This is a genomic window from Burkholderia sp. BE17 (assembly GCF_009362305.1).
GTDB classification, from domain to species: domain Bacteria; phylum Pseudomonadota; class Gammaproteobacteria; order Burkholderiales; family Burkholderiaceae; genus Burkholderia; species Burkholderia pyrrocinia_C.
Genome location: NZ_WHNU01000001.1, coordinates 109,097 through 133,236, shown reverse-complemented (window position 1 = coordinate 133,236; position 24,140 = coordinate 109,097). Strand labels below are relative to the sequence as shown.

The 24,140-nt window shown below is 67.1% G+C and carries 22 protein-coding genes; 16 read left to right on the top strand and 6 right to left on the bottom strand.

Going from position 1 to position 24,140, the window contains the following annotated elements:
- Positions 1 to 27: 27 nt before the first annotated feature.
- The gene (locus GD429_RS00595; RefSeq protein WP_321574306.1) at positions 28 to 693 is read left to right on the top strand and encodes a phosphoribosyltransferase; all 666 of its coding nucleotides are present in this window, start codon (positions 28 to 30) and stop codon (positions 691 to 693) included.
- Here the strand turns inward: GD429_RS00595 and GD429_RS00590 are convergent.
- On the bottom strand, positions 680 to 1,903 hold the full coding sequence (locus GD429_RS00590) for a polyhydroxyalkanoate depolymerase (protein WP_152855229.1): 1,224 nt from the start codon (positions 1,901 to 1,903) through the stop codon (positions 680 to 682). The two genes, GD429_RS00595 and GD429_RS00590, sit on opposite strands and share 14 nt — an antisense overlap.
- Positions 1,904 to 2,083: 180 nt before the next feature.
- Here GD429_RS00590 and GD429_RS00585 point away from each other — a divergent pair, with 180 nt between their 5' ends.
- Together GD429_RS00585 and GD429_RS00580 are read left to right on the top strand one after the other, a co-directional pair.
- Positions 2,084 to 2,713, top strand: coding sequence for a glutathione S-transferase family protein (locus GD429_RS00585; RefSeq protein ID WP_152855228.1), 630 nt, complete (start codon positions 2,084 to 2,086; stop codon positions 2,711 to 2,713).
- A 192-nt stretch (positions 2,714 to 2,905) separates the two neighbouring features.
- Positions 2,906 to 3,103: a hypothetical protein gene (locus tag GD429_RS00580; RefSeq protein WP_111017951.1), complete on the top strand. Its 198-nt coding sequence runs from the start codon at positions 2,906 to 2,908 to the stop codon at positions 3,101 to 3,103.
- Between the two features lie 109 nt (positions 3,104 to 3,212).
- On the opposite strand, the gene proP is transcribed toward GD429_RS00580, so the two are convergent.
- Complete coding sequence (gene proP, locus GD429_RS00575) at positions 3,213 to 4,697, bottom strand: glycine betaine/L-proline transporter ProP (protein WP_152855227.1); 1,485 nt, start codon at positions 4,695 to 4,697, stop codon at positions 3,213 to 3,215.
- 543 nt (positions 4,698 to 5,240) lie between these two features.
- On the opposite strand from proP, the gene GD429_RS00565 reads away from it, so the two are divergent.
- Positions 5,241 to 5,561, top strand: coding sequence for a YnfA family protein (locus tag GD429_RS00565; protein ID WP_152855226.1), 321 nt, complete (start codon positions 5,241 to 5,243; stop codon positions 5,559 to 5,561).
- A gap of 39 nt (positions 5,562 to 5,600) precedes the next feature.
- Here the strand turns inward: GD429_RS00565 and dnaQ are convergent, their stop codons facing one another.
- From dnaQ to GD429_RS00550, 3 genes are read right to left on the bottom strand one after another with little or no spacing between them, the layout of a single operon-like run.
- Complete coding sequence (gene dnaQ, locus GD429_RS00560; RefSeq protein ID WP_152855225.1) at positions 5,601 to 6,335, bottom strand: DNA polymerase III subunit epsilon; 735 nt, start codon at positions 6,333 to 6,335, stop codon at positions 5,601 to 5,603.
- A gap of 38 nt (positions 6,336 to 6,373) precedes the next feature.
- Positions 6,374 to 6,817 carry a ribonuclease HI gene (gene rnhA / locus GD429_RS00555; RefSeq protein ID WP_072435875.1) on the bottom strand — a complete coding sequence of 148 codons (444 nt, stop codon included), beginning with the start codon at positions 6,815 to 6,817 and terminating at the stop codon, positions 6,374 to 6,376.
- Positions 6,814 to 7,626: a class I SAM-dependent methyltransferase gene (locus tag GD429_RS00550; RefSeq protein ID WP_152855224.1), complete on the bottom strand. Its 813-nt coding sequence runs from the start codon at positions 7,624 to 7,626 to the stop codon at positions 6,814 to 6,816. Before GD429_RS00550 ends, rnhA begins: the two co-directional genes overlap by 4 nt.
- A gap of 18 nt (positions 7,627 to 7,644) precedes the next feature.
- On the opposite strand from GD429_RS00550, the gene gloB reads away from it, so the two are divergent.
- The 8 genes from gloB to GD429_RS00505 all read left to right on the top strand — a co-directional run bounded on the left by gloB (position 7,645) and on the right by GD429_RS00505 (position 18,146).
- The gene (gene gloB / locus GD429_RS00545; RefSeq protein ID WP_152855223.1) at positions 7,645 to 8,451 is read left to right on the top strand and encodes a hydroxyacylglutathione hydrolase; all 807 of its coding nucleotides are present in this window, start codon (positions 7,645 to 7,647) and stop codon (positions 8,449 to 8,451) included.
- Positions 8,452 to 8,602: 151 nt separating this feature from the next.
- Positions 8,603 to 10,171, top strand: coding sequence for a transglycosylase SLT domain-containing protein (locus GD429_RS00540; protein ID WP_152855222.1), 1,569 nt, complete (start codon positions 8,603 to 8,605; stop codon positions 10,169 to 10,171).
- 153 nt (positions 10,172 to 10,324) lie between these two features.
- On the top strand, positions 10,325 to 11,542 hold the full coding sequence (locus tag GD429_RS00535; RefSeq protein ID WP_152855221.1) for an MFS transporter: 1,218 nt from the start codon (positions 10,325 to 10,327) through the stop codon (positions 11,540 to 11,542).
- A 389-nt stretch (positions 11,543 to 11,931) separates the two neighbouring features.
- Positions 11,932 to 13,077 carry a glutamine-hydrolyzing carbamoyl-phosphate synthase small subunit gene (gene carA / locus GD429_RS00525; protein ID WP_321574305.1) on the top strand — a complete coding sequence of 382 codons (1,146 nt, stop codon included), beginning with the start codon at positions 11,932 to 11,934 and terminating at the stop codon, positions 13,075 to 13,077.
- Positions 13,078 to 13,114: 37 nt separating this feature from the next.
- Positions 13,115 to 13,774: a leucine efflux protein LeuE gene (leuE, locus tag GD429_RS00520; RefSeq protein ID WP_152855220.1), complete on the top strand. Its 660-nt coding sequence runs from the start codon at positions 13,115 to 13,117 to the stop codon at positions 13,772 to 13,774.
- A 49-nt stretch (positions 13,775 to 13,823) separates the two neighbouring features.
- Complete coding sequence (carB, locus tag GD429_RS00515; RefSeq protein ID WP_152855219.1) at positions 13,824 to 17,078, top strand: carbamoyl-phosphate synthase large subunit; 3,255 nt, start codon at positions 13,824 to 13,826, stop codon at positions 17,076 to 17,078.
- Positions 17,079 to 17,196: 118 nt separating this feature from the next.
- A complete protein-coding gene (greA, locus tag GD429_RS00510) occupies positions 17,197 to 17,673 on the top strand; it encodes a transcription elongation factor GreA (protein WP_152855218.1) in 477 nt (158 codons plus the stop codon).
- A 14-nt stretch (positions 17,674 to 17,687) separates the two neighbouring features.
- Complete coding sequence (locus GD429_RS00505; protein ID WP_152855494.1) at positions 17,688 to 18,146, top strand: DUF4149 domain-containing protein; 459 nt, start codon at positions 17,688 to 17,690, stop codon at positions 18,144 to 18,146.
- A 34-nt stretch (positions 18,147 to 18,180) separates the two neighbouring features.
- On the opposite strand, the gene GD429_RS00500 is transcribed toward GD429_RS00505, so the two are convergent.
- Positions 18,181 to 18,708, bottom strand: coding sequence for a YhbY family RNA-binding protein (locus GD429_RS00500; RefSeq protein ID WP_069745677.1), 528 nt, complete (start codon positions 18,706 to 18,708; stop codon positions 18,181 to 18,183).
- Positions 18,709 to 18,901: 193 nt separating this feature from the next.
- Here GD429_RS00500 and GD429_RS00495 point away from each other — a divergent pair, with 193 nt between their 5' ends.
- From GD429_RS00495 to glmM, 4 genes are all read left to right on the top strand, one after another.
- Entirely contained in the window at positions 18,902 to 19,564 is a 663-nt protein-coding gene (locus GD429_RS00495; RefSeq protein ID WP_111017392.1) for an RlmE family RNA methyltransferase, read from the top strand.
- A 166-nt stretch (positions 19,565 to 19,730) separates the two neighbouring features.
- A complete protein-coding gene (gene ftsH / locus GD429_RS00490; protein WP_034183278.1) occupies positions 19,731 to 21,629 on the top strand; it encodes an ATP-dependent zinc metalloprotease FtsH in 1,899 nt (632 codons plus the stop codon).
- Positions 21,630 to 21,657: 28 nt separating this feature from the next.
- Positions 21,658 to 22,599 carry a dihydropteroate synthase gene (gene folP, locus GD429_RS00485; RefSeq protein WP_321574304.1) on the top strand — a complete coding sequence of 314 codons (942 nt, stop codon included), beginning with the start codon at positions 21,658 to 21,660 and terminating at the stop codon, positions 22,597 to 22,599.
- A 28-nt stretch (positions 22,600 to 22,627) separates the two neighbouring features.
- Entirely contained in the window at positions 22,628 to 23,983 is a 1,356-nt protein-coding gene (gene glmM, locus GD429_RS00480) for a phosphoglucosamine mutase (RefSeq protein WP_152855217.1), read from the top strand.
- Positions 23,984 to 24,140 lie beyond the last annotated feature (157 nt).

The following is a 24,140-nucleotide window of genomic DNA, read 5'->3' as shown; positions in this document are numbered from 1 at the left end:
ATCCGGCGCAGCGGCAGGGAGCCGATCGTGACCGAGTATTTTGCAGATCGCGCCGATGCGGGCCGCCAATTGGCCGGCGCGCTGAGCGACTACGCGGGGCGTAGCGACGTCGTCGTGCTCGCGTTGCCGCGCGGCGGCGTGCCCGTCGCGTATCCGGTCGCCTGCGCGCTGCGCGCGCCGCTCGACGTGCTGGTCGTGCGCAAGCTCGGTGTGCCGTGCGAGCCCGAGCTCGCGATGGGCGCGATCGCAACGGGTGGCGCGATGCATCTGCAGCGTTCCGTGATCCGTTCGATGGGCGTGACCGACGCGCAGCTCGCCGACGTGATCGTGCGCGAGACGGCCGAACTGCATCGCCGCGAAGCGCTGTATCGCGGCGCCGCGCCGCCGCTGCCGGTCGACGGGCGCATCGCGATCGTCGTCGACGACGGCGTTGCGACCGGCGCGTCGATGCGTGTCGCGCTGCAGGCGCTGCGCGAGCGGCACCCGGCGCGCGTCGTGGCGGCTGCGCCGGTCGCGCCGGCGGGCGCGCAGCATGCGTTCGACGACCTGGCCGACGCGTTCGTCACGGTATCGCAGCCGCTGTCGTTCTTCGGGATCAGCCAGTTCTACGCACGCTTCGAGCAGACGAGCGACGACGAGGTGCGGACGTTGCTCGACGCGGCCCGCACGCAACGCGGCATCACGCCCGCCTGATCCGGCGCGAGCGCGGGCGAGGGCGGCCGGCCTCGGCCAGCGCGAACACGCGCTGCAGCATCGGATGGACATTGCCGCGCCAGCGCACGCCGGTAAACAGCCCGTAGTGATCGCAATCGTCGATATCGATGCGATAGCGCTCGTCGGCCGTGAGGCCGCTGCACATGTCGAGTGCCGCGTGCGTCTGGCCGGCGCCCGTGACCGCGTCGCAGCGGCCTTCGACGGTCAGCAGCGTGACGCCGCGCAGCGCGGCCGGCTCGACGCGCCGGCCGCCCACATCCCACGTGCCGTTCGCGAGGCACATGCGCTGGAACACGATGTCGACCGTGTCGAGGAAATACTCGGCCGGCATGTCGAGCAGCGCCGTGTACTCGAGCAGCGCGCGCCGCGCACCGGCGAGCGCGGTCATGTCGAAGCGCGACGCGGCCAGCGCGTACGCCTCGACCAGCGACATGAAACGCTGCGGGTACATCAGCGCGATCTCGCCCTGCTGGAGATAGGTCGGGAACACCTGGCGGCCGTGCCCCGCGAAGCCGGGCGGCACGATGTCGATCAGGTGGCGGCGGCACCAGCCGAGCGAGCGGGTGGCTGCCGCGGTGCCGAGCGCGCTCGGATTCAGGCGCGCGTCGAGCGGGCCGCCGATCAGCGTGATGCTCGCGGGCGGCGCGAGGCCGCGGGCCGCGCGCAGCGCGAGCGCGCCGAGCGCGGGCACGGTCGCCTGGCACACGGCGACGACGTGCAGCGGCCGATCGTCGAGCGCGAGCCCGTCGACGAAGCCGTCGAGCGTCGCGACATACTCGTCGAGCCCGAAGCGGCCCGCCGCGAGCGGCACGTCGCGCGCATTGCGCCAGTCGGTCACGCACACGTCGCCGTCGGCGAGCAGCGTCTCGACGGTTTCCCGCATGATCACGGCCGCGTGCCCGGCGAGCGGCGCGCACAGCAGCACCGTGCGCTGCGCGTCGGCACGCGTGAAGCGCCGCAGGTCGCAGAACGGCGTGCGCGCGGCGATCCGCTCGCCGATGGCGGGGCGCTCGATGTCGAAGCTCGGCGGCCGGGCCGGCTGCCCGATCAGCGGCTCGAACAGGTCGTCATAACACGACGACGCGGCGTGCGGCAGCGTCGCCGCGGGCCACGCATCGAACGCGTGCCGCGTCGCCGCGCGCCAGGCGCGCATCCATTCCCGCTGCTGCTCGACGAGGGCATACCACATGGCGGACCTTGGGGCGGAAGAGGCGTGAATCTGCATTATGGCCACTGTGGCCCGGTAGCGGGGGCTTGGTGCGCTGCCGGCGGATGCGTATCAAGCGCAAGCGCGCGCGAGCACGCTAGGCGGCGGCTCGCGACGCTGCTACAGTCATCGGTCCCATTCCCCTCAAGCGGAGCGTTTGCGATGAAGCTGATCGGCATGCTGGATTCCCCGTTCGTGCGCCGTGTCGCCATTTCGGCGAAGCTGCTCGACCTGCCGTTCGAACACGAGTCGATCTCGGTGTTCCGTCATTTCGAGCAGTTCAGGGCGGTCAACCCGGTCGTCAAGGCGCCGACGCTCATAACCGACGATGGCGCGACGCTGATCGATTCGTCGCTGATCGTCGACTATCTCGATCACCTGGTCGCGCCGGAGCGGCGCCTGCTGCCCGACGCCGCCGACGCGCGGCTGCGCGCGCTCGTGCCGGTCGGTTTCGCGCTGGCGGCGGCCGAGAAGACCGTGCAGATCGTCTACGAACAGGCGCTGCGCCCGTCCGACAAGCAGCACGCGCCGTGGATCGAGCGCGTGCTGAGCCAGCTCGAGGGCGCGTACGGCGAACTGGAGCCGCTCGTCGTGGCCGCGAACGGCTGGTTCGGCGGCGCGCGCCTGCTGCAGTCCGACGTGACGGTCGCGGTGGCGTGGCGCTTCACGCAGTTCATGGCGGCCGATTACCCGGTGCTCGCGCGGATCGATCCGGCCCGCTATCCGGCGCTCGCCGCGCATTCGGCGCGCGCGGAAGCGCTGCCGGCGTTCGTCGAAACGCCGCTCGTCTAGGCGTGGCGGCCCTTGGCGGCGGGGCGCGAGGCCGCCCCACGCCGTTGCCGGCCGGCCGCCTGGCGCCGCCAGGCAAGCCGCCGCCGATTGTTCTCGGTGGCCGACAAGTGACTTCGCATTCGCGCCGTTTATCCGGAAGCGGCCGGTCCCTAGAATCCACTCCATCGAATCACGCATTGCCAGATGGAGCCGATGATGAAAGCCCTGATCGAATCAAGCCTGTACCACCCGTCCGTCGTGTTGCCGCTTGCCGCGCTGACGCAGTTGATGGTCGAGCGCGATTTCAATCTCGGCCAGGTCGGGCTGATCGTCGCGGCACGCGGCGCGCAGGCGGCGGTGTCTCGCTCGCGTGCGCTGATCTTCTGCCGTCACGGCGAAGCGCACGCATGAGGGCGCTCGCGGCCAAGGGATGAAAAAAAGCCCGGCCGGCGCAAGCCGGTCGGGCGGATCGGATTCGATCGGGCCCCGGCTTCGGCCGGGGCTTTTTCATGGGCGACGCTCAGGCGCGTGCGGGCGACACGACGCTGTACATCTCCGAGTCGTCCTCCTCGCGCAGCTGGCGCGCGAGCTGGTGCGCTTCGCGGCGCGTCGCGACGGCCGGCGGCGAGCCCTTGAGCGGCTGGCGCGCGGTTTCCGCGAGCGCGACGACCGACACGATGCCGATCACGGCGGCGCCCATCATGTAGTACGCGGGCATCATCAGGTTGTGCGTCACGTCGACGAGCCACGCGGTCATCAGCGGCGTCGTGCCGCCGAACAGCGATACCGACACGTTGAAGCCGATCGCGAGCGCGCCGTAGCGGATCTCGGTCGGGAACAGCGCCGGCAGCGCCGACGGCATCACGCCGGTGAAGCAGGACAGCAGCACGCCGAGGATCAGCAGGCCGCCGAACACCGACGCCGTGGTGCCCGTGTGGATCAGCATCATCGACGGGATCGACAGCACGAGCAGCCCGACACAGCCGGCGAGCATCACCGGCTTGCGGCCGATCCGGTCGGACAGGCGGCCGGCATAGAGCGTCATCGGCATCATCAGCACCATCACGAGCAGCACCAGCACGAGGCTGTGCGATTCGTCGAAGTGCAGCGTCGACGACATGAAGCTCGGCAGGTACGACAGCACCATGTAGTCGGTCACGTTGAAGATCAGCACGAGGCCGACGCACAGCAGCAGCGCGCGCCAGTTGCGCATCAGCGTTTCGCGGAAGCGCGCCTTCGGCACGGCCTTGTCCTGCGCTTCGCGCTCTTCGGCCTGGCGCTTGAACGCGGGCGTTTCCTCGAGCTTCATCCGGATGTAGAGGCCGATCAGGCCGAGCGGGCCGGCGATCAGGAACGGTACGCGCCAGCCCCACGACAGCAGCGCTTCCTGCGACAGCGATGCGGTCAGCAGCGCGACGACGCCCGCACCCATCACATAACCGATCAGCGTGCCGAACTCGAGGAAGCTGCCCATGAAGCCGCGGCGCTTGTCGGTCGAGAATTCGGCGATGAAGGTGGCCGCGCCGCCGTATTCGCCGCCGGTCGAGAAACCCTGCACGAGGCGCGCGACGAGCAGCAGCACGGGCGCCATGATGCCGATCGACGCGTAGCTCGGGATCAGGCCGATCGCGAAGGTGCCGACGGCCATCATGATCATCGTCGCGGCGAGCACGCGCTGGCGGCCAATGCGGTCGCCGAGCGGGCCGAACACCATGCCGCCGAGCGGACGCACGAGGAACGCGGCCGCGAACGTGCCGAAGGTCGCGAGCAGCTGCGCGGACGGGCTGCTGGACGGGAAGAACACCTTGCCGAGCGTGACGGCGATATAGCTGTACACGCCGAAGTCGAACCATTCCATCGCATTGCCGATGGCCATCGCGCTGACGGCGCGCTTGAGCAGGCTCTGGTCGACGACGGTTATGTCGTCCGCGGCGAGCGGGGCGTCGCCGGACGAAGTGGAGGAAGAAGCAGCGGTCGGGCTGACGTGTGTTGCGGTCAAGGTCATGCACTCCTTTGACTGCGCCGGAACGGGCGGGCCGTCCGACACGGTTTGCCTGCAAGCGCGGTGTCGCGTGCGGCGCGTCGGGGCAGACCTTTAAGCGCTTACTGCACAATGGGCGGTAAAGGGCAGTAAGGGGCTGCTTCGACGCGGGCCCGATGGGCCGTCGCGACAGTGCGCTCATGAAGAATGGGCCGCATGATGCTGGCGGCAGATGCCGGTGCGGACGGAGGTCCGGCGTTCCGGCAAGCGCCCCGAAATGGGGCAACGAAACGAGAAAAGCGGGCCTGTCGGGCGGGCTTTCCTGTGGGTGCAATTTCGGTTGAAGCGCCGGCCCGCAACGCGCGGACGGACTTCTCGCGAAATCGAATAGACAGAGATTGAATGTTGAAACAGGCGACATGATAGCACGATGACGGATGATCGTGCAAATTGCCGGGAGACGCCCGTCTGGCGGGGCGTCCGGCGCGGCCTGCTCGGGTATGATCGGCGGCGCGCGGCAGGGCCGTGCAGCCCCCGGAGACGGGGAGCGAATTCACGAGGAACCGGATGACCGAACTGCTGAGGATCGCGGCGCTGTTCGCCGCCACCGCGCTGGCCGAAATCGTCGGCTGTTACCTGCCGTGGCTCGTACTGAAGGGCAGCCGGCCGGCCTGGCTGCTGGTGCCGGCCGCGCTGTCGCTCGCGCTGTTCGCGTGGCTGCTGACGCTGCACCCGAGCGCTGCGGGGCGCACCTATGCCGCGTATGGCGGCGTGTATATCGCGGTTGCGCTGGTCTGGCTGCGGGTGGTCGACGGTGTCGCGCTGACCCGCTGGGACGTGGCCGGCGCGGTGCTTGCGCTCGGCGGGATGGCGGTCATCGCGCTGTAGCCGCGCACGTAGGCGCGGCCGCAATGCGTGCCGCGTGCGTCAGGCCGTCTCGGCGGCGCCGGCGTCCGCGGACTTGCGCCACACGCATGCGCCCTTGACCGATTTGTCGAGCTCGTCGAGCTGCGCCTGGTGCGCGGCGAGCTCGTCGTCGCTCGCGGCCACCACGGCCAGGTCGAGCGCGGCGAGCGACACGCGCTGGCCGTTCGCCGCGCCGCCGTCGGCGCCCGCGTCGTCGAGCATGTCGATCACGAGGCTGTCCTGGCCGCGCGTCATCGCGAGATACACCTCGGCGAGCAGCTCCGAGTCGAGCAGTGCGCCGTGCAGCGTCCGGTGCGCGTTGCTGATGCCGAAGCGGTCGCACAGCGCGTCGAGCGAGTTGCGCTTGCCGGGGAACATCTGCTTGGCCTGCACGAGCGTATCGATCACGCCGCCGCAATGTTCGGTGAACGGCGGCAGGTCGAGCCGCGCGAATTCGGCGTCGAGGAAGCCAAGGTCGAACGGTGCGTTGTGGATGATCAGCTCGGCGTCCTTCACGAAGTCGAGGATCTGGCTGGCGACTTCCGCGAACTTCGGCTTGTCGCTGAGGAATTCGGTCGTGAGGCCGTGCACGGCCAGTGCGCCCGGATCGCTGTCGCGCTCGGGGTTCACGTAGAAGTGCAGGTTGTTGCCGGTGAGCCGCCGGTTCAGCAGCTCGACGCAGCCGATTTCGATGAGGCGGTCGCCCGTGCGGGCGTTCAGGCCGGTGGTTTCGGTATCGAGGATGATCTGGCGCATGTCGGGAAAAGCAAAAGAAACAGGGGAGTGGCCGGCATTCAGGCCGTGAGCGATTCGACGCCGCGATTCGCGAGCGCGTCCGCGCGCTCGTTCTCGGGATGGCCCGCGTGACCCTTGACCCAGCGCCACTCGACCTCGTGCTGCGCGACGAGCGCGTCGAGCCGCTTCCACAGGTCGGCGTTCTTCACGGGCGTCTTTGCCGCGGTGACCCAGCCTTTCTTCTTCCAGCCGTGGATCCACTCGCTGATGCCTTTCTGCACGTATTGCGAGTCGGTGTGCACGATCACCTGGCACGGCCGCTTCAGCGCCTCGAGCGCGGCGATCACGCCCATCAGCTCCATGCGGTTGTTGGTCGTGTTGGGCTCGCCGCCGAACAGCTCCTTTTCGCGGTCGCCGTAGCGCATCAGTGCGCCCCAGCCGCCGGGGCCGGGGTTGCCCTTGCAGGCGCCGTCGGTATAGATGTCGATGGTATCGATTGTCATGAATGTTCTTGATGGGTGGTCGGGGAGGCCGCGGGCGTCAGGCCTGGCGCGAGCACGGGTTTTTTCATCTTGATCTGGCCGACCAGGCGCATGCCGCGCACGCGCTTGACGGCCGTCACCATGTAGACGGCGCCGAAGATCGGCCACCAGCGGTCGCCCGCGGCTTCCATGAAGCCGTAGCGGGCCAGCCACTTGTCGGTGACGAGCGGCGGCCGGTAGCAGCCGAAGCGGCCGCGTTCGAGGTCGAAACCGAGCAGCTTGATCCAGTCCTTGAGCCGGATGAACGCGATCTGGTCGCGCGTGGCCGGCACGAACGGGTGGTTCGCCATGCGCCCGAACGATTGCCGCATGCCCCACAGGCTGAGCGAATTGAAGCCGGTGATCACGAGCTGGCCTTCCGGCATCAGCACGCGCTCGGCCTCGCGCAGCAGGCGGTGCGGGTCGGATGTGAATTCGAGCGTGTGCGGCATCACGATCAGGTCCACGCTCTGCGACTCGAACGGCAGGTCGAGCAGGTCGCACCACGTCGTGCTGCGATCGGCGGGCGCGTGCTCCGGCGCGTGCGCTTCGCGCGCCCACGGATACTGGTACGGCGCGCTCGCGCCGCTCGCCGGATCGAGCACGAGGCCGCGATACGGCATGCGGTTCTCGCGCAGCGCGTCGAGCTGCGGCAGGCCGAGCTGCAGCGCGTGGAACCCGAAGACGTCGGACACGATCCGGTCGAGCTGCGCCTGCTCCCAGTCCAGCACGTAGCGGCCGGGAGGCGAGTCGGTCCAGGCGGGCCAGTCTATAATTTGACGATCAGGCATAACGGTGATTGCGCGCCCATGAACGAGCTGGAGTACGTGCCGGTACCGGCATTCGAAGACAACTATATCTGGCTCGTCTCGGACGGCCGCGATGCGATCGCCGTCGATCCGGGTGAAGCCGCGCCCGTGCGCCGGGTTCTTGCCGAACGAGGCTGGCGGTTGACCGCTATTTTACTCACGCACCATCACGCCGACCATGTCGGCGGTGTCGAGGCGCTGCGCAATAGCCAACCGGCCGATGTGCCGCTCACCGTTTACGGCCCAGCGGCCGAGGCGATCGGCGTGGTCACGCGGCCGCTTTCGGGCGGCGATCGCGTGACGCTCGACGCGCCGGCCGTCGGGTTCGACGTGCTCGACGTGCCCGGTCATACGCGCGGTCACATCGCCTATTTCCAGGCAGCCGGGCAGGGCGCCGCGGTGCCGCACGTGTTCTGCGGCGACACGCTGTTCTCGTGCGGCTGCGGCCGCCTGTTCGAAGGCACGCCCGCGCAGATGCTCGCATCGCTCGATGCGCTCGCGGCGCTGCCGGGCGACACGCGCGTGCATTGCGCACACGAATACACGCTGTCGAACATCCGCTTTGCGCTCGCGTGCGAGCCCGGCAACGCGGCGCTTGCCGCGTGGCGCGACGACGCGCAGGTGCTGCGCGCGCGCGGCGTGCCGACGCTGCCGACGACGATCGCGCACGAGCGCGCGGTGAACCCGTTCATGCGCGCGGACAGCGCCGCCATCCATGCGACGCTCGAGGCCGAGCTTCACGAAACGGTGCCGGATCGTCTGGCGGCGTTTACGCTGATGCGGGAGTGGAAAAACCGGTTCAAATGATGATTTCCGGAGGACTCCAAAGCTCAAGCGGTGTCTGTAAAAATTGCTCCAAATGTAGGATTTCGCTGAGTTTTCGGTGTTTTTATTGACGTGAAGCACGCACTTCCGTAGTATCGCCAGCAATTTCCAGCCGTCGGAAGCCGAGATTTTCATGCGACTTATATTGAGTGCGATGGTGGTCCTGCTGCTCGCCGCTTGTGCGAGCCAGGCTCCTGTCGCCGACAACGCCGCCGATTCGCAGGCGACGTCCAACTACCTCCGTAAATCAGCCACCGCCAAAGAAACTGTCGACGTCGACAAGCAATCCGTCGGCGACCTGACCAGTGCGGACTCCGATCTCTGGGGGCGCATCCGTCGCGGCTTCCAGATGCCCGACCTGCAGAGCGACCTCGTCGACATGCAGACGACCTGGTACACGCAGCGTCCCGATTACGTGCAGCGCATGACCGAGCGCTCGCAGAAATACCTGTATCACATCGTCGAGGAACTCGAGGCGCGTCACATGCCGACCGAGCTCGCGCTGCTGCCGTTCATCGAATCCGCATTCAACCCGCAGGCGCTGTCGGTCGCGAAGGCGGCCGGCATGTGGCAGTTCATGCCCGGTACGGGCCGCACGTACAACCTGAAGCGCAACATGTGGCAGGACGAGCGGCGCGACGTGCTCGCGTCGACGAGCGCCGCGCTCGACTACCTGTCGCGCCTGCATGACATGTTCGGCGACTGGTATCTGGCGCTGGCCGCGTACAACTGGGGCGAGGGCAACGTGCAGCGCGCGATCGCGCGCAACCAGGCGGCCGGCCTGCCGACCGACTACCAGAGCCTGCGGATGCCGAACGAGACGCGCAACTACGTGCCGAAGCTGCAGGCGGTGAAGAACATCATCGCGAGCCCGAAGCAGTACGGCCTGACGCTGCCGGACATCCCGAACCACCCGTATTTCGTGACGGTCACGACGTCGCGCGACATCGACGTCGCAGTCGCCGCGAAGCTCGCGAACCTGTCGCTCGACGAATTCCGCTCGCTGAACCCGTCGTTCTCGAAGCCGGTGATCCTCGGCGCGACCGAACCGCAGATCCTGCTGCCGTTCGACAACGCGTCCGCGTTCGAGAAGAACCTGAAGGCATACAACGGCCAGCTTTCGACGTGGACCACCTATACGGTCAGCGAACGTGCGCGGCCGGCCGCGATCGCCGAGAAGATCGGCGTCGACGCCGATACGCTGATGTCGGTCAACAAGATTCCCGCCGGCATGCGCCTGAAGCCGGGCTCGACGATCGTCGTGCCGCGCGGCGATGACGACGACGAGGACATCAGCGCCGACGTCGCCGAAAACGGCGCGCTCGCGATGGAGCCGGACGTACCCGACACGCGCAAGATGCTGATCCGCGTGCGCCGCAAGCAGTCGATGGCGGCGATCGCCGGCCGCTACGGCGTGTCGGTCGGCCAGCTCAAGGCGTGGAACCGCACGCACCGCGATCTCGCGATGCCGGGTCAGGCGCTGGTGCTGCACGTGCCGGTCGGCCGCTCGGTGCCGGCGGAACCCGGTCCGGAGCGCATCGCGACTTCGGCCGGCGGTGCGCATATCGAGCGCGCGAGCCTGGCGGTGGGCGGCAAGTCGCACGGCGCGAAGCGCGGCGCGGCAAAGCCGGCGGCCAAATCCGCCAAATCGACGAAAGCTGCATCCGCGAAGGCCGCGCCAGCCAAGGGCAAGAAGAAGTAGCACGGCTGCGCGGCGGGTGGCCGGTCCGGGTCGCGCGATTGCGCTATCATCCGACGAATTGCGACGAAACGCCGTCACCGAGGTGACGGCGTTTTCGTTTGTGCGCGGCGCGGGGGTGCCGCTTCGACAGTCTTCATATAACGAGGGGAAGCGATGTCGTCGGTGCAGGTGAGGGTGCTCGCGCTGTTTTCGATCGGGTATTTCGTGTCGTATGTGTTTCGCGGCGTCAATCTGGGCTTTGCGCCGTTCGTCACGCATGAGCTCGGGTTGTCGGCCGCCGATCTCGGCCTGCTCACCAGTCTTTATTTCCTCGGCTTCGCGGGCGCGCAGATCCCGGCCGGCGTGATGCTCGACCACTTCGGCCCGCGCCGAGTGACGGCCGGCATGCTGCTGTTCGCGGCGGCCGGTGCCGCCGTGTTCGGCACCGCGCACGGCCTCGGCACGATGATGATCGGCCGGCTGCTGATCGGCGTCGGCGTGTCGGTGTGTCTCGGCGCGGCGTTCAAGGCGCTCGCGCAGCATTTCCCGGTCGGCCGGCTGCCGCTCGTCAACGGCCTCGTGATGGCCGTTGGCGGCTTCGGCGGCGTCGCGGTCGGTTCGCCGTTGACCTGGCTGCTCGGCTGGACGAACTGGCGCGCGATCTGTTTCGGCCTCGCGGTGCTGACGGTGATCGTCGCGGCCTCGATCGGCTTCGGCGCGCCCGAAGCGAAGCAGGTGCGCCACCAGGGCGGGCTCGTCAGCCAGTTCAAGGGCACGTGGCACATCCTGAGCAGCCGCGCGTTCTGGAAGATCTCGTCGTTCTCGGTCGTCACGCAGGGCGTGTTCTACGCGATGCAGTCGCTGTGGGTCGGGCCGTACCTGCGCGACGTCGCGGGGTTCGATGCGCCGCATGCCGCGCGCCTCGTGTCGGTGCTCGGCTTCGCGATGATGGCCGGCTGCGTCGGCTTCGGCGCCGCGGCGCGCGTGCTCGAGCGGCGCGGCGTGTCCGTCTACGCATTCTGCGGCGTCGGCATGGCGCTGTTCGTCGCGACGCAGGTCGCGATCGTCGCGCGCATGCCGTTGCCGCCGGCCGTGCTGTGGGCTGCATACGGGATGTTCGGCGGCGTCGGCATCCTGACCTACGCGGTGATGGCCGGGCACTTTCCCGTCCACCTGATCGGCCGCGCGAACACGACGCTCACGCTGGTGATCTTCCTGCTGATCTTTGCGTTCCAGATCGGTGTCGGCGCGGTGCTGTCGCGCTGGCCCGCGCTCGACGGCCGTTATCCGGCGGCCGCGCACTTCACCGCATGGGGCGTGCTGCTTGCGCTGCAGCTCGCGAGCGCGGTCTGGTACGTGTGGCCCGCGCGCGGCGCTGGCCAAGCGCACTGATCCGGCGGTACGCTGATGGGTGGGCGGCTGCGGAAACGGGGCCGCAGCACGTCGAGCGTGCGTCGTGGCGCGTGTGCCGTACCGCGCTGCCGGTGGCGGCGCGCGCATGATCGGACGGCCATATCGATTGAAGATAGGGCCATTTTCGGGCTATAATTTGAAAGTTTGTGCTGATCAACCTCGCACCCTAGCGCCTACCTCATTCATCCCGTTCATCCGCCGCACGCCGCCTGCCGGGCGATGCCGCGAAGCCTCGTGCGCCACGCGCCGGGTTCGCGTCTCGACAACGCAGGCCGCGTCCAGCTAGCGACTACGCGCGCCCACGCAGCGCGGCGCTCGCGCGGCAGGGTAAACAGGTCGGCAGCAGGGTGTTCCCCAAGGAGCCTCCCGTGTTGCCGTCTTTTTCTCCCGCCTTGTTTGCACTCGCCGACGGCACGGTCTTTCGTGGTTATTCGATCGGGGCCGCAGGCCATACGATCGGCGAAGTCGTGTTCAATACCGCGATCACCGGCTATCAGGAAATCCTGACTGATCCGAGCTACGCGCGCCAGATCGTTACGCTCACCTATCCGCATATCGGCAACGTCGGCGTCAACGCCGAAGACGTCGAAGCCACGAAAGTCCATGCCGCCGGCCTGATCATCCGCGATCTGCCCACGCTCGCATCGAACTTCCGCATGGACCGCACGCTCGGCGATTACCTGCGCGACGAAGGCGTCGTCGCGATCGCCGGCATCGACACCCGCAAGCTGACCCGCATCCTGCGCGACAAGGGCGCGCAGAACGGCTGCATCCTGGCCGGTTCGGATGACGAGGCGAAGGCGATCGAGCTCGCGCGCTCGTTCCCGGGCCTCGCGGGCATGGATCTCGCGAAGGTCGTGTCGACCACCAAGCCGTTCGAGTGGAAGCAGACGGAATGGCGCCTCGGCAGCGGCTACGGCATGCAGGAAGCGCCGAAGTACCGCGTCGTCGCCTACGATTTCGGCGTCAAGTACAACATCCTGCGCATGCTCGCGGAGCGCGGCTGCCAGGTGACGGTGCTGCCCGCGCAGGCGAGCGCGGCCGATGCGCTCGCGCTCAATCCGGACGGCATCTTCCTGTCGAACGGCCCCGGCGATCCTGAGCCGTGCGATTACGCGATCGCGGCCACGAAGGAATTCATCGAGCGCGGCGTGCCGACCTTCGGCATCTGCCTCGGTCACCAGATCATGGGCCTCGCGGTCGGCGCGAAGACGCTGAAGATGAAGACGGGCCACCATGGCGCGAACCATCCGGTGAAGGATCTCGGCGACGGCCGTGTCGTGATCACGTCGCAGAACCACGGCTTCGCGGTCGACGCGGATTCGCTGCCGGCCAACGCGCGCGTGACGCACGTGTCGCTGTTCGACGGCACGCTGCAGGGCTTCGAGCTGACCGACAAGCCGGCGTTCTGCTTCCAGGGCCACCCGGAAGCATCGCCGGGCCCGCACGACATCGGCTATCTGTTCGACCGTTTCACCGCGCTGATGGACGCGGCGAAGCAGCGCAACGCCTAACGCAACCGACGCAACCGAAGGACGGGAGATTCGCATCATGTTCGGCCACGCACTCGGCATCACGGATATCTGGACCTACGTGTTCGGCGTGATCTTCATCATCCTGCTGCCGGGGCCGAACTCGATGTACGTGCTGTCGCTCGCGGCGCAGCGCGGCGTGAAGGCCGGCTATCGGGCGGCCTGCGGCGTGTTCGTCGGCGACACGGTGCTGATGGTGCTGTCGGCCGCGGGCGTCGCGTCGCTGCTGAAGGCGAATCCGCTGCTGTTTTCCGTCGTCAAGTACGGCGGCGCCGCGTATCTGCTCTACATCGGCACCGGCATGCTGCGCAGCGCGTGGCGCAAGCTGCGCACGCCGGCGGGCGGGCCCGCCGAGGCGCCGCAGGCGGTCGACGGTGAGCAGCCGTTCCGCAAGGCGCTGATCGTGAGCCTGCTGAATCCGAAGGCGATCCTGTTCTTCATCTCGTTCTTCATCCAGTTCGTCGACCCGGCATTTCCGCATCCCGCGCTGTCGTTCGTCGTGCTCGGGGCGATCGCGCAAAGCGCGAGCTTCCTGTACCTGAGCACGCTGATCTTCGCGGGGGCGCGGCTCGCCGAGCACTTCCGCCGTCGCCGCAAGCTCGCGGCAGGCGCGGCGAGCAGCGTGGGCGGCCTGTTCATCGGATTCTCGGTGAAGCTCGCGCTCGCGACCATGAGCTGAGCGCTGCCGGCCGACCCACGACAACGATTACTTATTGAATTCACAAGCCATGCCAAAACGCACAGACATCAAGAGCATCCTCATCATCGGCGCCGGCCCGATCATCATCGGCCAGGCGTGCGAGTTCGACTATTCGGGCGCGCAGGCTTGCAAGGCGTTGCGTGAGGAGGGCTACAAGGTCGTTCTCGTCAACAGCAACCCGGCGACGATCATGACCGACCCCAACACGGCCGACGTGACCTACATCGAGCCGATCACGTGGGAAGTCGTCGCGCGCATCATCGAGAAGGAGCGCCCGGACGCGATCCTGCCGACGATGGGCGGCCAGACCGCGCTGAACTGCGCGCTCGACCTGCATCACCACGGCGTGCTCGAGAAGTTCGGCGTCGAGCTGATCGGCGCGTCGCCGGAAGCGATCGACAAGGCGGAAGACCGCCAGAAGTTCAAGGAAGCGATGACCAAGATCGGTCTCGGCTCCGCGAAGTCGGGCATCGCGCATTCGATGGAAGAAGCGACCAAGGTGCACGCCGAGATCATGGCGGGCACCGGCGGCAGCGGCTACCCGGTCGTGATCCGTCCGTCGTTCACGCTCGGCGGCTCGGGCGGCGGCATCGCGTACAACCGCGAAGAGTTCGAGGAAATCTGCAGGCGCGGTCTCGACCTGTCGCCCACGCGCGAACTGCTGATCGAGGAATCGCTGCTCGGCTGGAAGGAATACGAGATGGAAGTCGTGCGCGACCGCGCCGACAACTGCATCATCGTCTGCTCGATCGAAAACCTCGACCCGATGGGCGTGCACACCGGCGACTCGATCACGGTCGCGCCGGCGCAGACGCTCACCGACAAGGAATACCAGATCCTGCGTAACGCATCGCTCGCGGTGCTGCGCGAGATCGGCGTCGACACGGGCGGCTCGAACGTGCAGTTCTCGATCAACCCGAAGGACGGCCGCATGGTCGTCATCGAAATGAACCCGCGCGTGTCGCGTTCGTCGGCGCTCGCATCGAAGGCGACCGGCTTCCCGATCGCGAAGGTCGCCGCCAAGCTGGCGGTCGGCTACACGCTCGACGAGCTGAAGAACGAAATCACCGGCGGCCAGACCCCGGCATCGTTCGAGCCGACGATCGACTACGTCGTCACGAAGATCCCGCGCTTCGCGTTCGAGAAGTTCCGTGAAGCCGATTCGCGCCTGACGACGCAGATGAAGTCGGTCGGCGAAGTGATGGCGATCGGCCGCACGTTCCAGGAATCGTTCCAGAAGGCGCTGCGCGGCCTCGAAGTCGGCGTCGACGGTCTCGACGAGAAGTCGACCAATCGCGACGAGATCGCGATCGAGATCCACGAGCCGGGCCCGGACCGCATCTGGTATGTCGGCGATGCATTCCGCATCGGCATGACGGCCCAGGAAATTTTCGCCGAAACCGCGATCGACCCGTGGTTCCTCGAGCAGATCGAGCAGATCATCCTGAAGGAAAAGGCGCTTACGGGCCGCACGCTCGCGTCGCTGACGTTCGACGAACTGCGCTACGTGAAGCAGAGCGGCTTCTCCGACCGCCGCCTCGCGAAGCTGCTCGGCGCGACGCCGGAAGACGTTCGCAAGCGTCGCGTCGAGCTGAACGTGCGCCCGGTCTACAAGCGCGTCGACACCTGCGCGGCCGAGTTCGCGACCAAGACGGCCTACATGTACTCGACCTACGAGGAAGAGTGCGAGGCGCAGCCGACCACCAACAAGAAGATCATGGTGCTGGGCGGCGGCCCGAACCGGATCGGCCAGGGCATCGAGTTCGACTACTGCTGCGTGCACGCGGCGCTCGCGATGCGTGAGGACGGCTACGAAACGATCATGGTCAACTGCAACCCGGAAACGGTGTCGACCGACTATGACACGTCCGACCGCCTGTACTTCGAGCCGCTGACGCTCGAAGACGTGCTCGAGATCGTCGACAAGGAAAAACCGGTCGGCGTGATCGTCCAGTACGGTGGCCAGACGCCGTTGAAGCTTGCGCTCGACCTCGAGGCGCACGGCGTGCCGATCGTCGGCACGTCGCCGGACATGATCGACGCCGCCGAAGACCGCGAACGCTTCCAGAAGCTGCTGCAGGACCTCGGCCTGCGCCAGCCGCCGAACCGCACCGCGCGCGCCGAAGACGAGGCGCTCAAGCTTGCCGAGGAAATCGGCTATCCGCTGGTCGTGCGCCCATCGTACGTGTTGGGCGGCCGCGCGATGGAAATCGTCCACGAGCCGCGCGACCTCGAGCGCTACATGCGCGAGGCCGTGAAGGTGTCGAACGATTCGCCGGTGCTGCTCGACCGCTTCCTGAACGATGCGATCGAGTGCGACGTCGACTGCATCTGCGACGGCGAAGCCGTGTTCATCGGCGGCGTGATGGAGCACATCGAGCAGGCAGGCGTCCACTCGGGCGACTCGGCATGCTCGCTGCCGCCGTACTCGCTGTCGAAGGAAACCGTGGCCGAGCTGAAGCGCCAGACGGGCGCGATGGCGAAGGCGCTGAACGTGGTCGGCCTGATGAACGTGCAGTTCGCGATCCAGCAGGTGCCGCAGGCGGACGGTTCGAAGCAGGACATCATCTACGTGCTGGAAGTGAATCCGCGCGCATCGCGCACGGTGCCGTACGTGTCGAAGGCGACCAGCCTGCCGCTCGCGAAGATCGCGGCGCGCGCGATGGTCGGCCAGAAGCTCGCGCAGCAGGGCGTGACGAAGGAAGTCGAGCCGCCGTACTTCAGCGTGAAGGAAGCGGTGTTCCCGTTCGTGAAGTTCCCGACCGTCGATCCGGTCCTCGGGCCTGAAATGCGTTCGACCGGCGAAGTGATGGGCGTCGGCCAGACGTTCGGCGAAGCGCTGTTCAAGTCGCAGCTCGCAGCCGGTTCGCGCCTGCCGGAGTCGGGCACGGTGCTGCTGACCGTGATGGACGCCGACAAGCCGAAGGCGGTCGAAGTCGCGCGCATGCTGCACGACCTCGGCTACCCGATCGTCGCGACCAAGGGCACGGCTGCCGCGATCGAAGCGGCCGGCGTGCCGGTGAAGGTCGTGAACAAGGTGAAGGACGGCCGTCCGCACATCGTCGACATGATCAAGAACGGCGAGATCGCACTCGTGTTCACGACGGTCGACGAGACGCGCCAGGCGATCGCCGATTCGCGTTCGATCCGCATGAGCGCGCAGGCGCACAAGGTCACGTACTACACGACGATGTCGGGCGCGCGCGCGGCCGTCGAAGGCTTGCGCTACCTGAAGGATCTGGAAGTCTATGATTTACAAGGTCTTCACGCTCGCCTAAACTAAGCAGTCAGTTTCCTGTCGAAGCAATACGTGCCGCGGTTAAGCGGTGTTTCCGGTTCATCGGAAACGCGCTTAATCGCGGTGATTTTTTTTAAAGCCGTTTTTAGCGATTGAGCCGTTTATGAGCACCATTCCGTTGACAAAGCGTGGCGCGGGGCAACTGCGCGATGAATTGCAGCGCCTCAAGTCCGTCGAGCGGCCGGCCGTGATCAACGCGATCGCGGAGGCCCGCGCACAGGGCGATCTGTCCGAAAACGCCGAATACGATGCCGCGAAGGAAAAGCAGGGCTTCATCGAGGGTCGCATCGCAGAACTCGAATCGAAGCTGTCCGCCGCGCAAATCATCGATCCCACGGTGCTCGATGCCGATGGCCGCGTGGTGTTTGCCGCGACGGTCGAACTCGAGGATCTCGAGTCGGGCGACACCGTCAAATACCAGATCGTCGGTGACGACGAAGCCGATATCGATCACGGCCTGATCTCGGTCAGCTCGCCGATCGCGCGCGCGCTGATCGGCAAGTCCGAAGGCGACGTCGCGGCCGTGCAGGCGCCGAGCGGCGTGCGCGAATACGAAATCATCTCGGTCAGCTACATCTGAAGCGGGGCGACGTGATGCCGCATCGCGTGTTCCGTCTGCTGTCGGCCGTGTGGGTCGGCAGCCTGCTGACGATCGGGTATGCGGTCGCGCCCGTGCTGTTCAAGACGCTGGAGCGGATGACGGCCGGTTCGGTCGCCGCCCAGTTGTTCCGTATCGAGGCGATCCTCGGTGTCGTGTGCGGCGTGCTGCTGCTCGCGTTGTCGAACCAGCAGGTGCGGCGCGGCAGCAGCGAATATCGCCGCGTGCGCTGGATCGTCGCCGCGATGGTCGTGTGCGTGCTGGCCGGGTATTTCGCGCTGCAGCCGTTCATGAACGCGCTGCGGGTGGCCGCGATGGACGCGGGCACCGATATCGCGAACTCGCCGTACGCGAGTCGCTTCGGGATGCTGCACGGCGTCTCGAGCGTGTTCTATCTCGTCGAGAGCGTGCTGGGGCTGATGCTGATCTGGCGTCTGCCGGCGCGCGACGCCTGAGCGCGGCACGGCGTGACCGTGCCGCGTACGCGTTTTACTTGTCCTGGAACGGCCGCTTGGTGCTTGCCTGGCGCTTTTTCGCACGCTTCACGTTGCCGCCCGCCGTCACGCGCTCGTTACCGCGCACGACAACCTTCGTCGGCTTCGGACGACGCACGGGGCTCGCGTTCGGCGACACCTTGACGACCTTGACGGTGCGCGGTGCGCGGCCCTTCCTGTCGTCGGCGGCTTCGGCCGCGCTCGGCAGCGTGCCGGCACGACGGCCGCGGGCCGGGGCCGCTGCGGCGGCTTCGGGTTTCCAGATCACCAGCAGCTTGCCGATGTGCTGGATCGGCGCCGCGCTCAGGCGGTCGCAGATCTCGTCGTAGATCGCGACGCGTTCGTCGCGTTCGTCGCCGAACACACGGATCTTGATCAGCTGGTGCGCGGCGAGGTGCACCTTGATTTCCTTCAGCACGGCGTCGGTCAGCCCTTCGGCTCCGATCAGCACGACGGGCTTGAGCGCATGGGCCTGGGAGCGCAGCGCGGAGCGCTCGGCGGGAGAAAGCGAAAGGGCGGGCATGGAAATGTCGAAATCTAAATAAGGGCGCGCGGCCTGAAAAGCGATCGCGGGAAGTTACCGCGTCAGCCGGGCGCCGAAACCACGTAAAATCGCGGCTTGGGCCTGAAAAGGGGCCGCAGCCGCGCGAAGAAGACGCGTATTATCCGCTAAAAGCGCGGCTTCACGAAGCAAATGGCAGCAATCTCTCTCTCGAATGGCAAAAAACCGCTTTAACCAGCACTGGCTGCACGATCACATCAACGACCCGTACGTCAAAATGGCGCAGCGGGAGGGCTATCGCGCGCGTGCCGCGTACAAGCTGAAGGAAATCGACGAGCAGGACAAGCTGATCCGTCCGGGCCAGGTGATCGTCGATCTCGGCGCGACGCCGGGCAGCTGGAGCCAGTATGCCCGCAACAAGCTCGCGCAGGGCAAGAAGCGCGACACCGAGCGCGAGGGCGGCATCGACGGCACGATCATCGCGCTCGACCTGCTGCCGATGGAGCCGATCGCCGACGTCCACTTCATCCAGGGCGACTTCCGCGAGGACGAAGTGCTCCACCAACTCGAGGAAGTGCTCGAAGGCCGCGCGGTGGACCTTGTTATTTCGGACATGGCCCCCAACCTCTCCGGCGTAGCCTCGGCGGACGCGGCGCGCATCGAGCATCTCTGCGATCTGGCGCTCGAGTTCGCGCAGAACCATCTGAAGCCGGATGGTGCGCTGCTCGTGAAATGCTTTCACGGCAGCGGCTACAGCCAGATCGTCGAGAAATTCAAACAGCAGTTTAAGACCGTCGCGCCGCGCAAGCCCAAGGCGTCCCGCGACAAATCGTCCGAAACGTTCATTTTGGGTCGGCATCTGAAGCATCCGCGCTGATGCGGAGCGGGGTGCCGCAAACGGGCTCCGGCCCTTGCCAGACAAGCGAAGCGCTATCGCGGCGGTTGTCAATGCTTATGGCGAGGGTGGTCGGACTGGATTAGAATGACCGAGGGGCGCCGCAAGGAAAATGTAGGCGCTCGTCTACGAGTGAAGGAGTGGTGCTTTGAACAACAATATGTTTTCGAAGGCAGCGGTGTGGTTAGTGATCGCACTGGTGCTGTTTACGGTGTTCAAGCAGTTCGACAAGCCCCGCGTCCAGGAAGGCGTGTCCTATTCGCAGTTCATGGACGACGCCAAGAACGGCAAGGTCAAGAACGTCATCGTTCAGGGGCGCAACCTCACCGTCACTCCGGCTGATGGCCAGAAATACCAGATCGTGTCGCCCGGCGACATCTGGATGGTCGGCGACCTGATGAAGTACGGCGTGCAGGTCAGCGGCAAGGCCGACGACGAGCCGAACGCGCTGATGTCCGCGCTGTACTACCTCGGGCCGACGATCCTGATCATCGTGTTCTGGTTCTACATGATGAGGCAGATGCAGGGGGGCGGCAAAGGCGGCGCCTTCTCGTTCGGCAAGTCGCGAGCGCGGCTGATCGACGAGAACAACAACGCGGTGAACTTCTCCGACGTCGCGGGCTGCGACGAAGCGAAGGAAGAAGTGTCCGAGCTCGTCGACTTCCTGCGCGATCCGCAGAAATTCCAGAAGCTGGGCGGTCGCATTCCGCGCGGCGTGCTGCTCGTCGGCCCGCCGGGTACCGGCAAGACGCTGCTCGCCCGCGCGATCGCGGGTGAAGCGAAGGTGCCGTTCTTCAGCATCTCGGGTTCGGACTTCGTCGAAATGTTCGTCGGCGTCGGCGCGGCCCGTGTGCGCGACATGTTCGAGCAGGCGAAGAAGCATGCACCGTGCATCGTGTTCATCGACGAAATCGACGCGGTCGGCCGTCATCGCGGCGCCGGCATGGGCGGCGGCAACGACGAACGCGAACAGACGCTGAACCAGATGCTGGTCGAGATGGACGGCTTCGAGGCGAACTCGGGCGTGATCGTGATCGCAGCGACCAACCGCTCCGACGTGCTCGACAAGGCGCTGCTGCGTCCGGGCCGTTTCGACCGCCAGGTCTACGTCGGTCTGCCGGATATCCGCGGCCGCGAGCAGATTATGCGCGTGCACCTGCGCAAGGTACCGATCGCGAACGACGTCGATGCGGCCGTCATCGCACGCGGCACGCCGGGCTTCTCGGGCGCCGATCTCGCGAACCTCGTGAACGAGGCTGCGCTGTTCGCGGCACGCCGCGGCAAGCGCATCGTCGAGATGCAGGATTTCGAGGACGCGAAGGACAAGATCTTCATGGGTCCGGAGCGCAAGTCGGCCGTGATCCGCGAGGAAGCGAAGCGCGCGACCGCTTACCACGAGTCGGGCCACGCGGTGGTTGCGAAGCTGCTGCCGAAGGCCGACCCCGTGCACAAGGTCACGATCATTCCGCGCGGCCGTGCGCTGGGCGTCACGTGGCAGTTGCCGGAGCATGACAACGAGACGTATTCGAAGGACTACCTGCTGGACCGCCTCGCGATCCTGTTCGGTGGCCGGGTGGCGGAAGAGCTGTTCATGAATCTCGTCAGCACCGGCGCATCGGACGACTTCAACAAGGCAACGCAGACGGCGCGCGCGATGGTGGCACGCTTCGGCATGACCGATGCGCTCGGGCCGATGGTCTACGTCGACGACGAGAACGATGCGTCGCCGTTCGGCCGCGGCTTCACGCGCACGATCTCGGAAGCGACGCAGCAGAAGGTCGATTCGGAAATCCGCCGCGTGCTCGACGATCAGTACAACCTCGCACGCCGCCTGCTCGAAGAGAACCGCGACAAGGTCGAAGCGATGACGGCCGCGCTGATGGAGTGGGAGACGATCGACGCCGATCAGATCAACGACATCATGGAAGGCCGTCCGCCGCGTTCGCCGAAGAGCTCGCCGGCCGTCGGCGGCGATTCGTCGGGCGGTGGCAGCAGCGCCGAGGTCAAGCCCGGCAACGCGCCGGCGCCTGCTTCGCCGGCGGCATAACCTCCGCTTTAGCACCGTTCACGGGCTGGTGTGGCTTCACACCGGCCCGTTTTGCATTCAACCACGCCAGTCGCTCGTGTCCGATTCCGCTGTTACTCCATCCATTCCCGCGCCGCTCCAGTGCGGCCGCTTCGCACTGACGTTCGAGCGCCCGCTCGTGATGGGCATTCTCAACGCCACGCCCGATTCGTTCTCCGACGGCGGCCGCTTCCTCGCGCGTGACGATGCGCTGCGCCAGGCCGAGCGCATGATCGCCGAAGGCGCGGACCTCCTCGATATCGGCGGCGAATCGACGCGCCCCGGCGCGCCGCCCGTACCGCTCGACGAGGAGCTCGCGCGCGTGATCCCGCTCGTCGAGGCGCTGCGGCCGCTGAACGTGCCGCTGTCGATCGACACCTACAAGCCGGCCGTGATGCGCGCGGCGCTGGCCGCCGGCGCGGACCTGATCAACGATATCTGGGGGTTCCGCCAGCCGGGCGCGATCGACGCGGTGCGCGACGGCAACTGCGGGTTGTGCGCGATGCACATGCTCGGCGAGCCGCAGACGATGCAGGTCGGCGAGCCCGACTACGGCGACGTCGTGACCGACGTGCGCGATTTTCTTGCGGCGCGCGCACAGGCGCTGCGCGACGCGGGCATTGCGCCGGAGCGGATCTGCGTGGATCCCGGCTTCGGGTTCGGCAAGGCGGTCGTCGACGACAACTATGCGCTGCTGGCCGCGTTGCCGGACACGGCGCCCGCGCGGCCCGACGGGCGCGCTTATCCGATCCTCGCGGGCATGTCGCGCAAGTCGATGCTCGGCGCGGTGATCGGCGGCAAACCGCCGGTGGAGCGCGTCGCGGCGAGCGTGGCGGCCGCGTTGTGCGCGGTCGAGCGCGGTGCGGCGATCGTGCGCGTGCACGACGTCGCGGCGACGGTCGATGCGCTGAAAGTCTGGAATGCCGTGCGCGAAGCCGCGCGGCAACGATAAGTCAGAAGACGAAGGAGGAAGATTCGCTATGGGACGTCGATATTTCGGCACGGACGGCATTCGCGGCACGGTGGGCGAGGCGCCCATCACGCCGGATTTCGTATTGCGCCTCGGTTATGCAGCCGGCAAGGTGCTGGCCAGCTCGGCCGACGTCGCGGCAGGCTCGCGGCCGACCGTGCTGATCGGCAAGGACACGCGCGTGTCGGGCTACATGCTCGAAGCCGCGCTCGAGGCCGGTTTTTCGGCGGCCGGCGTCGACGTGATGCTGGCCGGCCCGATGCCGACACCGGGTGTCGCATATCTGACGCGTGCGCTGCGGTTGTCGGCCGGCGTCGTGATCAGCGCGTCGCACAACCCGTACCACGACAACGGGATCAAGTTTTTCTCCGCCGACGGCAACAAGCTGCCCGACGACACCGAAGCCGCGATCGAGGCGTGGCTCGACAAGCCGCTCGAGTGCGCGTCGTCCGACGGCCTCGGCAAGGCGCGCCGCCTCGACGACGCGGCCGGCCGCTACATCGAGTTCTGCAAAAGCACGTTCCCGGCCGCGTTCGATCTGCGCGGGCTGAAGCTCGTGGTCGATTGCGCGCACGGTGCCGCGTACCAGGTCGCGCCGCACGTGTTCCACGAGCTCGGCGCGGACGTGATCCCGATCGGCGTCGCGCCGAACGGCTTCAACATCAACGACGGCGTCGGCGCGACCGCGCCCGACGCGCTGGTGCGCGCGGTGCGGGCGAACCACGCCGATCTCGGCATTGCGCTCGACGGCGATGCGGACCGCCTGCAGGTCGTCGATTCGACCGGCCGCCTGTACAACGGCGACGAGCTCCTCTATGTGCTCGTGAAGGACCGGATCGCGACCGACGGCAAGGTCGAAGGTGCGGTCGGCACGCTGATGACGAACCTCGCCGTCGAAGTCGCGCTGCAGCGCGAGGGCGTGAAGTTCGTCCGCGCGGCGGTCGGCGACCGCTATGTGCTCGAGCAGTTGCGCGAGCACGGCTGGCAGCTGGGCGCGGAAGGCTCGGGCCATATCCTGTCGCTCGACCGGCATTCGACCGGCGACGGCATCGTGTCGGCGCTGCTGGTGCTGGCCGCGCTGAAGCGCAGCGGCCGAACGCTCGCGCAGATGCTCGATGGCGTCACGCTGTTTCCGCAGAAGCTGATCAACGTGCGGATGAAGCCGGGCGCCGACTGGAAGGGCAGCACGTCGATCCGCGCCGCGATCGACGCAGCCGAAGCCGCGCTCGCCGGCAGCGGCCGCGTGTTGATCCGCGCATCGGGCACCGAGCCCGTGCTGCGCGTGATGGTCGAAGCGCAGCAGGCGGCGGATGCGGTCCGCCATGCGGAGACGATCGCCGACGCGGTGCGCGCGGCGACGACCTGACGCACGATAGCGGCGCGGGGCGGCGTGCCGCCCGCGCGCCGGCTCTCCGGTGAATCGGCATGCGGCGCCTTCGGGCGCCGCAATTTCGTCAGACGCAAAGGTTTGCGATACCTATATAGCGTGTCGCGTCGACCAACGCATCGCCTGACATGAAGAT

Excerpts from the sequence above, each read along its gene's own strand:
- proP (WP_152855227.1), bottom strand. The coding sequence starts at position 4,697 with ATGACCTTGACCGCAACACACGTCAGCCCGACCGCTGCTTCTTCCTCC.
- leuE (WP_152855220.1), top strand. The coding sequence starts at position 13,115 with ATGTTCGGCCACGCACTCGGCATCACGGATATCTGGACCTACGTGTTC.
- dnaQ (WP_152855225.1), bottom strand. The coding sequence starts at position 6,335 with ATGCGCCAGATCATCCTCGATACCGAAACCACCGGCCTGAACGCCCGC.
- rnhA (WP_072435875.1), bottom strand. The coding sequence starts at position 6,817 with ATGACAATCGATACCATCGACATCTATACCGACGGCGCCTGCAAGGGC.
- GD429_RS00540 (WP_152855222.1), top strand. The coding sequence starts at position 8,603 with ATGCGACTTATATTGAGTGCGATGGTGGTCCTGCTGCTCGCCGCTTGT.
- glmM (WP_152855217.1), top strand. The coding sequence starts at position 22,628 with ATGGGACGTCGATATTTCGGCACGGACGGCATTCGCGGCACGGTGGGC.
- gloB (WP_152855223.1), top strand. The coding sequence starts at position 7,645 with ATGAACGAGCTGGAGTACGTGCCGGTACCGGCATTCGAAGACAACTAT.
- GD429_RS00585 (WP_152855228.1), top strand. The coding sequence starts at position 2,084 with ATGAAGCTGATCGGCATGCTGGATTCCCCGTTCGTGCGCCGTGTCGCC.
- GD429_RS00500 (WP_069745677.1), bottom strand. The coding sequence starts at position 18,708 with ATGCCCGCCCTTTCGCTTTCTCCCGCCGAGCGCTCCGCGCTGCGCTCC.
- GD429_RS00505 (WP_152855494.1), top strand. The coding sequence starts at position 17,688 with ATGCCGCATCGCGTGTTCCGTCTGCTGTCGGCCGTGTGGGTCGGCAGC.
- GD429_RS00535 (WP_152855221.1), top strand. The coding sequence starts at position 10,325 with ATGTCGTCGGTGCAGGTGAGGGTGCTCGCGCTGTTTTCGATCGGGTAT.
- GD429_RS00495 (WP_111017392.1), top strand. The coding sequence starts at position 18,902 with ATGGCAAAAAACCGCTTTAACCAGCACTGGCTGCACGATCACATCAAC.
- greA (WP_152855218.1), top strand. The coding sequence starts at position 17,197 with ATGAGCACCATTCCGTTGACAAAGCGTGGCGCGGGGCAACTGCGCGAT.
- GD429_RS00580 (WP_111017951.1), top strand. The coding sequence starts at position 2,906 with ATGATGAAAGCCCTGATCGAATCAAGCCTGTACCACCCGTCCGTCGTG.
- GD429_RS00565 (WP_152855226.1), top strand. The coding sequence starts at position 5,241 with ATGACCGAACTGCTGAGGATCGCGGCGCTGTTCGCCGCCACCGCGCTG.
- carB (WP_152855219.1), top strand. The coding sequence starts at position 13,824 with ATGCCAAAACGCACAGACATCAAGAGCATCCTCATCATCGGCGCCGGC.
- GD429_RS00590 (WP_152855229.1), bottom strand. The coding sequence starts at position 1,903 with ATGTGGTATGCCCTCGTCGAGCAGCAGCGGGAATGGATGCGCGCCTGG.
- GD429_RS00550 (WP_152855224.1), bottom strand. The coding sequence starts at position 7,626 with ATGCCTGATCGTCAAATTATAGACTGGCCCGCCTGGACCGACTCGCCT.